Origin of the sequence: Streptomyces sp. SID14436 (assembly GCF_010548465.1) — a bacterium.
Classification (GTDB): Bacteria; Actinomycetota; Actinomycetes; order Streptomycetales; family Streptomycetaceae; genus Streptomyces.
Window position 1 is genome coordinate 1 of the sequence record NZ_JAAGMD010000876.1, and the last position, 12,081, is coordinate 12,081.

General features: G+C 72.3%; 8 protein-coding genes. 2 read left to right on the forward strand and 6 right to left on the reverse strand.

Features of this window, described 5'->3' with window-relative positions; translation table 11 throughout:
- Together G3I53_RS33505 and G3I53_RS32225 are read right to left on the reverse strand one after the other, a co-directional pair.
- The coding region (locus G3I53_RS33505) for a protein kinase (protein WP_343240724.1) at positions 1 to 1,018 on the reverse strand (1,018 nt) is incomplete at its 3' end.
- 277 nt (positions 1,019 to 1,295) lie between these two features.
- Complete coding sequence (locus G3I53_RS32225; RefSeq protein ID WP_164334323.1) at positions 1,296 to 3,488, reverse strand: serine/threonine-protein kinase; 2,193 nt, start codon at positions 3,486 to 3,488, stop codon at positions 1,296 to 1,298.
- Positions 3,489 to 3,662: 174 nt separating this feature from the next.
- Here G3I53_RS32225 and G3I53_RS32230 point away from each other — a divergent pair, with 174 nt between their 5' ends.
- A complete protein-coding gene (locus G3I53_RS32230) occupies positions 3,663 to 4,706 on the forward strand; it encodes a serine hydrolase domain-containing protein (RefSeq protein WP_164334324.1) in 1,044 nt (347 codons plus the stop codon).
- A gap of 56 nt (positions 4,707 to 4,762) precedes the next feature.
- Here the strand turns inward: G3I53_RS32230 and G3I53_RS32235 are convergent, their stop codons facing one another.
- The gene (locus G3I53_RS32235; protein ID WP_164334325.1) at positions 4,763 to 6,469 is read right to left on the reverse strand and encodes a glycerol-3-phosphate dehydrogenase/oxidase; all 1,707 of its coding nucleotides are present in this window, start codon (positions 6,467 to 6,469) and stop codon (positions 4,763 to 4,765) included.
- A gap of 277 nt (positions 6,470 to 6,746) precedes the next feature.
- Between G3I53_RS32235 and G3I53_RS32240 the strand changes: the two genes are divergently transcribed.
- Positions 6,747 to 7,955, forward strand: coding sequence for a nucleotide sugar dehydrogenase (locus tag G3I53_RS32240; RefSeq protein ID WP_164334326.1), 1,209 nt, complete (start codon positions 6,747 to 6,749; stop codon positions 7,953 to 7,955).
- Positions 7,956 to 8,190: 235 nt separating this feature from the next.
- On the opposite strand, the gene G3I53_RS32245 is transcribed toward G3I53_RS32240, so the two are convergent.
- From G3I53_RS32245 to G3I53_RS32255, 3 genes are all read right to left on the reverse strand, one after another.
- The gene (locus tag G3I53_RS32245) at positions 8,191 to 9,315 is read right to left on the reverse strand and encodes a GuaB3 family IMP dehydrogenase-related protein (RefSeq protein ID WP_164338719.1); all 1,125 of its coding nucleotides are present in this window, start codon (positions 9,313 to 9,315) and stop codon (positions 8,191 to 8,193) included.
- Positions 9,316 to 9,444: 129 nt separating this feature from the next.
- Entirely contained in the window at positions 9,445 to 10,950 is a 1,506-nt protein-coding gene (gene guaB, locus G3I53_RS32250; protein WP_164338720.1) for an IMP dehydrogenase, read from the reverse strand.
- Positions 10,951 to 11,110: 160 nt separating this feature from the next.
- Positions 11,111 to 11,698: a sigma-70 family RNA polymerase sigma factor gene (locus G3I53_RS32255; protein ID WP_164338721.1), complete on the reverse strand. Its 588-nt coding sequence runs from the start codon at positions 11,696 to 11,698 to the stop codon at positions 11,111 to 11,113.
- Positions 11,699 to 12,081: the final 383 nt, after the last annotated feature.

Genomic DNA, 12,081 nt, shown 5'->3' on the forward strand with positions numbered 1-12,081 from the left:
GGAGCCGACCGGCGCGCGCTTCGATGGCGGCCCGCCGGGCGGCATCGGGATCCGTGGCGGGAGCGGGGCCGAGGGCCGGGTCGGCGGTGAATCCGGGCGGCCAGGACGGCCCGCCTCCGGGTCCCTGCCCCTGCCCCTGCCCTTGTCCGTGTCCGTGTCCGGCGCCCTGTCCCGGTCCTGACCGCAGGCCGGACCCCGGGACGCCGCCTGGAGCCATCGGCGCACCCCCGGGTGCCACCTGCGTCAACGCGTGAGGCCCAGCCGCTCCGGCCGCGGCACCCGGCGCCCCTGCGACCGGTCCCGCCGAGGGCCGTCCGGCTACCGCCGGGCGCGGCCCGGCCTCCGGACCCGGGTCGGATTCCGGGTCGTCGGGGGCGACGTCCGGCACCGGGTCGTATCCGCAGAGTGCCTCTTCCGCCGCGCCCACGGCCAGACCGGTCAGCATCACCCGGCCGTCGTCGCAGACGAGCACCGTGCGGGCGGTGATGTTGCGGTGCACCCAGCCGTGGGAATGCAGCACCCGCAGCGCCATCAGGACGTCGGCGGCCACCTCCGCCGCCCGGTACGGCGACAGCGGCTTCTCGGCCAGCAGCGCGGACAGCGGACGCGCCGACACCAGCTCACTGACGATCCACAGCGAACCGCCCTCCGCGAACACGTCGAAGACCTGGTCCAGTCGCGGATGGTCGGGGATCGCGGCAGCCGCCTGCGCGGCCTCCACCGCCCGCCGCACCACCGGATCCGCCGGCCGCCGCGTGCCCGCCCGCCCGGACGGACGCCCGGACGAGCGCCCGGAGACACGCCGCTCGCCCCCGTCACGTGCCGTGAAACCGTCGGGAAGGCCCTCGGCGTCGAGCACCTCCGCCTCGACCACCTCGGGCAACGGCACCTGCCTGACCAGCACTTCCTGCCCGCTGTAGGTGTCGAAGGCGCGCGTTTCGGTCAGTTCGTACTCGTCGGAGGGCGGCAGCGGCAGGCGGTAGCGGTCGGCGAGAACACGCCCCGCGTAGTCGTCCACAATGCCTCCCCCGGCGGTACGGTCGGTCAATTCCGTTCGTACGGCGGACCATTCCCGCTGCGTACGGTCCGCAAGCACTCACGATACGTGCCGGAGGCAACCCGCAAAGCGGGGATGCCACATCTCACTCCCCATTCCGCGGGCCGCTCATGCACGACCTGGCCGACGACTTCCCCGACGACCTCGCCCGTACGCGGATCCGGCTGTCGGGTCCCTCTCGGCCGGCCACCGAATCCCGTACCGGCCGCGCGTCGGACCCGTACCGGCCGTGCGTCGCTCAGGACTTCGGCTGGAACGTCTCCGTCAGCGTCCGCCACGTCGTCTTGCGCTGCTCGCCGTCCCAGTCGGCGGCCTTGGCCGTGTACATCAGCGCGTACCCGACCCGACCCTCGACGACGAACCCCCGGTCGATGGTGCGGTACTTGGTCCCGCCCTCGGTGTAGGTGAATTCCCAGTCGGCCGCGTTCCAGCCGCGGTAGTCCACCTTCTCTATGCGGATCTGCCGGTACTGCGCACGCCGCATGAAGCGTTCCTGGCTCTTCCAGTCGGCGACGGGGTCGCTCTTGGGCGTCGACGTCCAGGCGATGAGCAGCTTCTGCCCGCCGGGCCCGGTGAACCGGTCGCCCGCGGCACCCGTCGAGACGTACTTCCAACCGTCGGGCAGACCGATCGAGTAGCCCTGCTTCCCCTGGTGCGTCCGGTCGGCCGAGACGTCCGCGCCGCTACCGGACCCGTCCGTGTCGCCGTCCGTGTCGTCCTCGTCCTGGTTGGCGCTGGGGGCGTTGTCCCCGGCACCGCTGCCCGAACCTCCGCCCGCGCCGTCCGCCGAACCGTCGGGCTGGGCGTCGCCGCCCTTGTCGCCCTCGTCGCCCTTCGTGTCGGCACTGGGCGTCGCCCCGGCCACCGTCTTGTCTCCGCTGCCACCCTTGGCTCCGTCGGTTCCCTCGTCGCCTCCGAGGGTCAGCGCGAGCACGGTGCCGAGTACGGCGAGCGCCACGACCACCGCGATCACGATCAGCGTCCGCCGCGGCACCACGTCGGTCAGCGGCGCACGGCGCACCGGCCTCGGCGGCAGGTCCGGCGGCGTCATCACGGGCCACCCCGAACTCCGCCCGCTCGAACCGGATTTCGTGCCCTGTCCCGTGCCGCCTGCCTGCTGGCCGGCGCCCGCCCCGGAGGCCGCCGATCCCGGGGAGGACGGGGACGAGGACGAGGAGGGCTGGGACGAGGAGGACGACGAAGAGGCAGAGGACGAGGACGTCGAGGCCGGGGAAGGAGAAGCGGACGGCGGTGAAGAGGGGGCAGGGGGCGCGGTGGAGGCGGATGCCGCCGGGGCGGCGGACGCGGTGGAGGCCGCGGCCGGCGTGCCCGATCCACGGGGGCCCGGGACCGTGCCGGAACCCGAAGCCGCCGTATCGCCTGCCGTCTTGGCGCGCGCCGCGAGAGCCGCACCGGCGGCCCCTGCGGCGGCGGCCATCTTGCGTACGGAACTCAACGCGCCCCGCAGCCGCTCGCCGGCCTCCTCGCCCCGCTCCCCCCGGCCACGCCCCGCGGGCTGCTCGGGCAGCGGTACGACCTTCGTCGCGTCCGCCGGTTCGGGCTCCTCCGTGCGGGGTTCGGGCGCGTGGATGACCGAGTTCAGCATCGCCCGCGCCCCGGCGTCGTCGAGCCGCTGGGCGGGGTCCTTGGTGAGCAGCCCGTGGATGACGTCCCGCAGCGGTCCGGCGTTCTTCGGCTCCTCGAGCGGTTCCGTCATCACCGCCGTGAGCGTGGCGATCGCGGACCCCTTGTCGTACGGCGGGGCGCCTTCCACCGCCGCGTACAACAGCCCGCCCAGCGACCACAGGTCGGCCGCCGGTCCCGGCTTGTGTCCGCGGGCGCGTTCCGGGGAGATGTAGGAGGGGGCACCGACCAGCATGCCGGTCGAGGTGATGGACGGGTCGCCCTCGACTTGCGCGATGCCGAAGTCGGTCAGCACGACCCGGCCGTCCTCGGCGATCAGCACGTTGGACGGCTTGACGTCCCGGTGCAGGATGCCCTCACGGTGTGCCGACCGCAGAACGTCCAGCACGGCGAGCCCGACCTCGGCGGCGCGCCGGGGCTCCAGGAGACCGTCCTCCCGGATGGCCTCGGCGAGCGACTTGCCCTCGACGAGTTCCATGACGATCCAGGGCCGGTCGTCCTCCTGGACCACGTCGAAGACGGTCACCGCGCTGTTGTTGCGGATCCGGGCGATCGCCTTGGCCTCGCGCAGCGTCCGGGTGATCAGCCGGCGCTTCTCCTCCTCGTCGATGTTCGACGGGAAGCGGAGTTCCTTGACGGCGACGGTCCGGCCCAGGGTCTCGTCCTCGGCGCGCCACACCGTCCCCATGCCGCCGCGGCCGAGCACATCTCCCAGCCGGTACCGCCCGGCGAGGAGGCGTGCGCTCTTGTCCTGACGAGATGTCCCCGCCCGCTCCGGCTCCGACATGCGTCCCCTCATGCAACCCGCCCTGACAGAGCCTTCATTGTCCCTCACCCGACAAGTGCCCGACGCCCAGGGTGTCTCGGGCGGACGCCCCGGCCCCAGGGGATCACGGCCCCGGATGAAGGGCGCGTAAAGGCGCCTTGCATGATGTGTTCCCCCGACCAGGGAGGAGCCCGGATGCCGTCGCTACGGACACTACTGGCCGTTCCTGTGTCCCTGGCCCTGCTCGCCTGGGCTCCGGCCGCCTCCTCGGCCCCGGCGGACCAGCCCACGAACGCGATCCTCCCCCTGCTGGTCACCGGGGGCGAGGCGTCCGCGGCGGCACTCCTGGCCAAGGAGGAGAGCGGATACCGCTACGCGGACGCGGGAGGCGATGTGGCACGGTCCGACCACTTCCGCGCCGGGAGCATCACCAAGACGTTCGTGGCGACCGTGGTGCTCCAACTGGCCGAGGAAGACCGGCTGTCGCTGTCCGACACGGTGGAGGAACACCTGCCGGGCGTGGTGCGGGGTGCGGGCAACGACGGCCGCGCGCTGACCCTGCGTTCCCTGCTGACCCACACCAGCGGTCTGTACGACTTCGCCGCCGACACCCGTGGCACGGTCCCCCTCACGCCGCTCCAGTCCATACGTCTGGCTCTCACCCACCCTCCGGCCGACCCAGGCCGCTACTCCTACTCGAACACCAACTACGTGCTGCTCGGCCTGGTCGTCGAGCAGGTCACCGGCCGCTCCTACGCCACCGAGGCCGAGCGGCGCATCATCGCTCCGCTGAGTCTGACGGGCACCTCCTTTCCCGGATCGCGCACATCCCTGCCCTCGCCGCACGGCCGGGCCTACGCCGCCGACGGAACCGATGTCACCGAACTCGACCCGCGGGTGGCCGGCGCCGCGGGCGAGCTGGTGACCACGCTCGCCGATCTAGACCGCTTCTACGCGGCCCTGCTCGGCGGTGAACTGCTGCCCCCGCGCTGGATGCGCGAGATGCTCGACACCCGTGCCGCACATGGCTCGTACGGCATGGGCCTCTACCCGGAGACGCTTCCCTGCGGCACCACGGTGTGGGGACACAACGGCCGGATCTCCGGCAGCTACGTGCGCACCGCGGCCACCGTCGACGGCGAGCGTGTCCTCACTCTCCGGGTGAACTCGGACGCGATAGCGGATCCCGGCCTGGAGCCCGCGGTGCTCGCGGCCGAGTTCTGCCCCCGCACCTGGTAGAACGGCCGGATACCGAACGAAGATCCCCGAATGCGGCACTCGTTCGAGTGAATCCCCTACCGCGGAACGATGTCCGGAGCGCCCAGCCTCGCCGCGTCGGCGGTGAGGTCGTCGGGCTGCCGCTGCGACTCCCGCTCGGCCTCCACCCGCTTCTCGTAGTGCTGCACCTCGCGCTCGATCTGGTCCTTGTCCCAGCCCAGTACCGACGCCATCAGCTCCGCGGCCTCGCGGGCGCTGCGCGTGCCCCGGTCGAAGGTCTCGATCGAGATGCGGGTGCGGCGGGTCAGCACGTCGTCCAGGTGGCGGGCACCCTCGTGCGAGGCGGCGTAGACGACCTCGGCCCGCAGGTAGTCGTCGGCGGCCTGCAGCGGCTCACCCAGCGCGGGGTCGGAGACGATGAGGTCGAGGACCTCATCGGCCATCGCCCCGTACCGGTTCAGCAGGTGCTCGACCCGCACCGGGTGCAGTCCCGTCCGCGCGGCAATGCGCGCCCGGGCGTTCCACAGGGCACGGTAGCCTTCGGCGCCCAGCAGGGGCACCTCCTCGGTGACGCAATCGGCGACCCGCATGTCGAGCCCGTGCACGGCCTCGTCCACGGCGTCCTTGGCCATGACCCGGTAGGTCGTGTACTTGCCGCCCGCGACCACGACGAGTCCGGGCACGGGGTGCGCCACGGTGTGCTCGCGGGACAGCTTGCTGGTGGCGTCGGACTCGCCGGCCAGGAGCGGCCGCAGTCCGGCGTACACACCCTGCACGTCGTCCCTGGTGAGCGGCACCGCGAGCACCGAGTTCACGTGCTCCAGGAGGTAGTCGATGTCGGCGCTGGACGCGGCCGGGTGGGCCTTGTCGAGGTCCCAGTCGGTGTCGGTGGTGCCGACGATCCAGTGGCGGCCCCAGGGGATGACGAACAGCACGGACTTCTCGGTGCGCAGGATGAGCCCGGTCGTGGAGTGGATGCGGTCCTTGGGGACGACCAGGTGGATGCCCTTGGAGGCACGCACATGGAACTGGCCGCGCTCGCCCACCATGCCCTGGGTGTCGTCGGTCCACACACCGGTGGCGTTGACCACCTGCTTGGCACGGATCTCGTACTCCCCGCCGCCCTCGAGGTCCTGGACCCGGGCGCCGACGACCCGTTCACCCTCCCGGAGGAAGCCGGTGACCCGCGCGTGGTTGGCGGTCTTCGCGCCGTAGGCCGCGGCGGTGCGCACCAAGGTGGCCACGAAGCGGGCGTCGTCCACCCGCGCGTCGTAGTACTGGAGTGCGCCGACCAGCGCGTCCTTCTTCAGGCAGGGCGCCACGCGCAGGGCGTGACGACGGGTCAGGTGCCGGTGCACGGGCAGACCCCGGCCGTGCCCCCGGGCCATGGACATGGCGTCGTACAGCGCCACGCCCGACCCGGCGTACAGCCGCTCCCAGCCCTTGTGCTGCAGCGGATACAGGAAGGGGACCGGCTTCACGAGATGCGGCGCCAGCCGTTCCAGCAGCAGTCCCCGTTCCTTCAACGCCTCGCGCACGAGGGGGAAGTCCAGCATCTCCAGATACCGCAGCCCGCCGTGGATCAGCTTGCTGGAGCGGCTGGACGTGCCGGACGCCCAGTCGCGCGCCTCGACCAGTCCTGTGGACAGACCGCGCGTCACGGCGTCGAGCGCCGTGCCCGCGCCCACCACGCCTCCGCCGACGACCAGCACGTCCAGCTCGCGCTCGGCCATGGATGCGAGTGACTCGGCGCGTTGCGCCGGCCCCAGTGTCGCTGTCCTCACCGCTGCCTCCCGCTCATCGGTCGCATCGGCCGCACCCGTCGGGCGAAGCCCGGTTCTTCCCCTCCCTCATGCCCAAATTCTGACCGGGTTGCCCGACTTCAGCCACCACGGACCGGTGACCTGTGGACAACGCCGGAGGGACGACTCTCCGAAACTCAGCCGATCAATCCCGCATATCGGTCATATTTACTCCTAGTCTGACATTGCGCTCGCCCGTCCTGTCCACAGGGCTTGCGCACCTGTCCCACTTCGGCTATCGGGAAGGACGGTCAACGCCATGCCCGCAGATCTCGCCGTCATCGGTCTCGGTCCGTACGGCCTGCCGCCGGCCCAGGCCGCGGTCGCAGCAGGCATCCCCACCATCGGCTACCGGACCGGACCCGAGGCGAGCTCCCTCAGCCCGGCGGAGCTGCGCCGCATGCTCGCCCAGGGCTTCCGCGTGACCGCGAACCCGGCCGAGCTGGGGCGGGTGCGCACCGTCCTCATCTGCGCGCCGGCCGTGCGGGGGGCCGACGGCGACCCGGACCTATCCCAGGTGGAGGCCGCCGCCCGCACCCTCGCGCCCCGGCTGCGCCCGCACACCACGGTGATCGTGGAGTCCCCGGTGGTCCCCGGGACGACGGAGGGTTTCCTGCTCCCCCTCCTGGAGCAGGGGTCGGGACTCCGCGCCGGCCGCGATTTCCACCTCGCCCACTCCCCCAGTCGGGTCGATCCCGGCAACCGGGACTTCACGCCCGCCAACACGCCGAAGGTCATCGGCGGCCTCACCTCCGCCTGCACCGAGTCCGCCGCCGCCTTCTACGGGCGGCTCACCGACAAGGTCGTCCGGGCGCGCGGGCTGCGTGAGGCGGAGACCGTGCAGCTGCTGGAGAGCACCTTCCGGCACGTGAACATCGCCCTGGTCAACGAGATGGCGGTGCTCTGCCACGACCTCGGCGTCGACCTCTGGGACGTCATCCGCTGTGCGGAGACCAAGCCCTTCGGTTTCCAGGCCTTCCGCCCCGGCCCGGGGGTCGGGGGCCACGCCGCCCCCCAGGGCCTCACCACCGGCACCGGCCGCACGCTGCGCATGGCGGAACTGGCCGAGCAGGTCAACAGCGGGATGCCGGGATACGTCGTCCAGCGTGCCGCCGCGCTCCTCAACGAGCACGGGAAGTCCGCGCGCGGCGCGCGCGTGCTGCTGCTCGGCGTCACCTACAAGGCCGACCTCGCCGACCAGCAGGGCAGCCCGGCCCGGGAGATCGCGGTACGGCTGATGGAGCTGGGTGCCTCGGTCAGCTACCACGACCCTCACGTGCCGTCCTGGAGCGTCCTCGACCGGCCCGTTCCGCGCGCCGACTCCCTGTACGAGGCGGCGGCCGACGCCGACCTGACGATCCTGCTCCAGCAGCACCGCACGTACGACCTGCAGGGCCTGTCGGTGAAGGCCCAGCTGCTGCTGGACACGCGCGGGGCCACGCCCACGGGGGCGGCCCACCGGCTGTGACGCGGGGCGCGCCACGCGCGTGTGCCGGCGAACCGGACTCGGCACCGCCCCGGCCGCACACACGCGCCGGGCACCACCGCGGCCGCACACACGTGCGCCCGGCACCGACCGGATCCCCGGATGTCCCGACGGCACCCACGCGCCCCTCAGCCCTCGCCCCCCCCGCATGCCGAAGGGCCGGTCACCCACCAGGTGACCGGCCCTTCGGGCTGTCGCGACGGGAGACGCGCCGGAGTTACCGCCGGTGCTCGGAGTCGGCGACGGTGACCTCCACGCGCTGGAACTCCTTGAGCTCGCTGTAGCCGGTGGTCGCCATGGCGCGGCGCAGGGCGCCGAAGAAGTTCATGGAGCCGTCCGGGGTGTGGGAGGGGCCGGTGAGGATCTCCTCGATCGTGCCGACCGTGCCGAGGTCGACCTTCTTGCCGCGCGGCAGCTCCTCGTTGACGGCCTCCATGCCCCAGTGGTGGCCGCGGCCGGGGCCGTCGGTGGCCCGCGCGAGCGGCGAGCCCATCATCACGGAGTCGGCGCCGCAGGCGATCGCCTTGGGCAGGTCGCCGGACCAGCCGACCCCGCCGTCCGCGATGACGTGCACGTACCGGCCGCCGGACTCGTCCATGTAGTCGCGGCGGGCCGCGGCCACGTCGGCCACCGCGGTGGCCATCGGCACCTGGATGCCCAGCACGTTGCGCGTGGTGTGCGCGGCGCCGCCGCCGAAGCCGACGAGCACACCGGCGGCGCCGGTGCGCATCAGGTGCAGGGCCGCGGTGTAGGTGGCGCAGCCGCCGACGATCACGGGCACGTCGAGCTCGTAGATGAACTGCTTGAGGTTGAGCGGCTCGTGCGAGCTGGAGACGTGCTCCGCGGACACGGTCGTACCGCGGATGACGAAGATGTCGACGCCCGCGTCCACCACGGCCTTGGAGAACTGGGCGGTGCGCTGCGGGGAGAGCGCGGCGGCGGTCACGACGCCGGAGTCGCGCACCTCCTTGATCCGCTGCCCGATCAGCTCCTCCTTGACGGGGGCCGCGTAGATCTCCTGCAGGCGGCGGGTCGCGGTCTCCGCGTCGAGGCCGACGATCTCGTCGAGCAGCGGCTGCGGGTCCTCGTGGCGCGTCCACAGGCCCTCGAGGTTGAGCACGCCGAGGCCGCCGAGCTCGCCGATGCGGATCGCCGTGGCCGGCGAGACGACCGAGTCCATGGGAGCGGCCAGGAACGGCAGCTCGAAACGGTAGGCGTCGATCTGCCAGGCGATCGAGACCTCCTTCGGGTCCCGCGTACGGCGGCTGGGGACGACCGCGATGTCGTCGAAGGCGTACGCCCTGCGGCCGCGCTTGCCGCGCCCGATCTCGATCTCAGTCACGTCTGTGGCCTTTCCCTGTTGCGTTGCAGCGCCTTCCAGTATCCCCGACGGTGACGACGGCCACCGCCCCGGACGTACGGCGAGGGCGGCCCCGGATCCGTCCGGAGCCGCCCTCGCCCGAGGCGGCCGCTACTGGCGGCTGTAGTTCGGTGCCTCGACCGTCATCTGGATGTCGTGCGGGTGGCTCTCCTTGAGGCCCGCGGAGGTGATCCGGACGAAGCGGCCGTTCTCCTGCAGCTCCGGCACGGTGCGGCCGCCGACGTAGAACATCGACTGGCGCAGACCGCCGACCAGCTGGTGGACGACGGAGGCGAGCGGGCCCCGGTAGGGGACCTGGCCCTCGATGCCCTCGGGGACGAGCTGCTCGTCGGAGGCGACGCCCTCCTGGAAGTAGCGGTCCTTGGAGAACGACTTGCGGTCGCCGCGCGTCTGCATGGCGCCGAGCGAGCCCATGCCGCGGTACGACTTGAACTGCTTGCCGTTGATGAACATCAGCTCACCGGGGGACTCCTCGCAGCCGGCGAGCAGCGAGCCCAGCATCACCGTGTCCGCGCCGGCGACCAGGGCCTTGGCGATGTCGCCGGAGTACTGCAGGCCGCCGTCGCCGATGACCGGGACCCCGGCGTCCTTGGCGGCGAGCGCGGCCTCGTAGATGGCCGTGACCTGCGGGACGCCGACGCCGGCGACGACGCGGGTGGTGCAGATGGAGCCGGGGCCGACGCCGACCTTGATGCCGTCGCAGCCCGCGTCGACGAGGGCCTTGGCGCCGTCGCGCGTGGCGACGTTGCCGCCGATGACGTCGACGCCGGAGGAGTTGGACTTGATCTTGGCGACCATGTCGCCGACCAGCCGGGAGTGGCCGTGGGCGGTGTCGACGACGATGAAGTCGACGCCCGCCTCGATCAGGGCCTGGGCGCGCTCGAAGGCGTCACCGGCGACACCGACCGCGGCGCCGACCAGGAGCCGGCCCTCGCCGTCCTTGGCGGCGTTGGGGTACTGCTCGGCCTTGACGAAGTCCTTGACCGTGATCAGGCCCTTGAGCACGCCGTGGTCGTCGACCAGCGGCAGCTTCTCGATCTTGTGGCGGCGCAGCAGCTCCATGGCGTCCGTGCCGGAGATCCCGACCTTGCCGGTGACCAGGGGCATGGGGGTCATGACCTCGCGCACCTGGCGGGAGCGGTCGGTCTCGAAGGCCATGTCGCGGTTGGTGACGATGCCGAGCAGCCGCTTGTTGCCGTCGGTGACGGGCACGCCGCTGATGCGGAACTTGGCGCACAGCGCGTCGGCCTCGGCGAGCAGGGCGTCGGGGTGGATGGTGATCGGGTCGGTGACCATGCCGGACTCGGAGCGCTTCACCAGGTCGACCTGGTTGGCCTGGTCCTCGATGGACAGGTTGCGGTGCAGGACACCGACACCGCCCTGGCGGGCCATCGCGATCGCCATGCGGGCCTCGGTCACCTTGTCCATGGCGGCGGACAGCAGCGGGATGTTGACCCGCACGTTCCGGGAGACGTGCGAGGCGGTGTCGATCTGGTCGGGCGCCATGTCCGACGCGCCCGGCAGCAGCAGCACGTCGTCGTAGGTCAGCCCGAGTGTCGCGAATTTACCGGGCACTCCGTCGACGTTGGCAGTCATGACACCTTCCCCAAATGGCCTTGATCGGTGCGGATGCCCATGCTAACGGGAAGGACGGGTGGCTCATTCCACGATCACGCAAGGCTCCGGTCTTCGTATGTTCGTACGGGGCCGGTCCCGGGGCCGTTCAGCGGCCGAAGGGGCGGCCGGACGCGCGTGGTTACTGCTCGGCCAGGGCGCGCAGTCTGCTGAGCGCGCGGTGCTGGGCGACCCGGACCGCGCCGGGTGACATTCCCAACATCTGCCCGGTCTCCTCCGCGGTGAGGCCGACGGCGATGCGCAGCAGGAGCAGCTCGCGCTGGTTCTCGGGCAGGTTGGCCAGCAGTTTCTTGGCCCACTCGGCGTCGCTGCTGAGCAGGGCGCGCTCCTCCGGTCCGAGCGAGTCGTCGGGCCGCTCGGGCATCTCGTCGGAGGGGACGGCCGTCGAGCCGGGGTGGCGCATGGCGGCGCGCTGGAGGTCGGCGACCTTGTGCGCGGCGATGGCGAAGACGAACGCCTCGAAGGGGCGCCCGGTGTCCTTGTAGCGGGGCAGCGCGAGCAGCACGGCGACGCAGACCTCCTGGGCGAGGTCCTCGACGAAGTGCCGGGCGTCGCCCGGGAGGCGGGACAGCCGGGTGCGGCAGTAGCGCAGGGCCAGGGGATGGACGTGCGCCAGCAGGTCGTGGGTGGCCTGCTCGTCGCCGTCGACCGCGCGATGGACGAGCGCACCGATCGCCCCTTGGGCAGTGCCCGCCTCGTCGTCGCGCATCGGTCCATGGTGCCTTGCGGCCGACGGGTCCGCGGCACCGCGTCCCTTGTTGTGCACCGAAGCGTTATGAGCAGGTGCGCCGGAACTCATCCCTCGCGCCCTCCCCTTCCGCTCGACCGACTCGTCCCCGAGGAACTCCACACCTCAAGGATGCGTCATCCGCGGCGAAACGAGCAGCGGGCACCCGGTGACCACCGCCCCCACGCAGGTGGGGCGGCCGCGCGGGGTGTCCGCCACGGCATGTCCGGGAGGCCCTGGGACCTGTCGTTCGGATCGGGCCGGGGTCGCGGGGACCCGGCCTCCTCCGGCCCGGCCGGGGTACGGGTCCGTCCGCCGCGCCCGGGGCGCCGCCGCCGGCGACCGGTGACCGCGCGTGTGCGGCC

Excerpts from the sequence above, each read along its gene's own strand:
- G3I53_RS32225 (WP_164334323.1), bottom strand. The coding sequence starts at position 3,488 with ATGTCGGAGCCGGAGCGGGCGGGGACATCTCGTCAGGACAAGAGCGCA.
- G3I53_RS32240 (WP_164334326.1), top strand. The coding sequence starts at position 6,747 with ATGCCCGCAGATCTCGCCGTCATCGGTCTCGGTCCGTACGGCCTGCCG.
- guaB (WP_164338720.1), bottom strand. The coding sequence starts at position 10,950 with ATGACTGCCAACGTCGACGGAGTGCCCGGTAAATTCGCGACACTCGGG.
- G3I53_RS32255 (WP_164338721.1), bottom strand. The coding sequence starts at position 11,698 with ATGCGCGACGACGAGGCGGGCACTGCCCAAGGGGCGATCGGTGCGCTC.
- G3I53_RS32230 (WP_164334324.1), top strand. The coding sequence starts at position 3,663 with ATGCCGTCGCTACGGACACTACTGGCCGTTCCTGTGTCCCTGGCCCTG.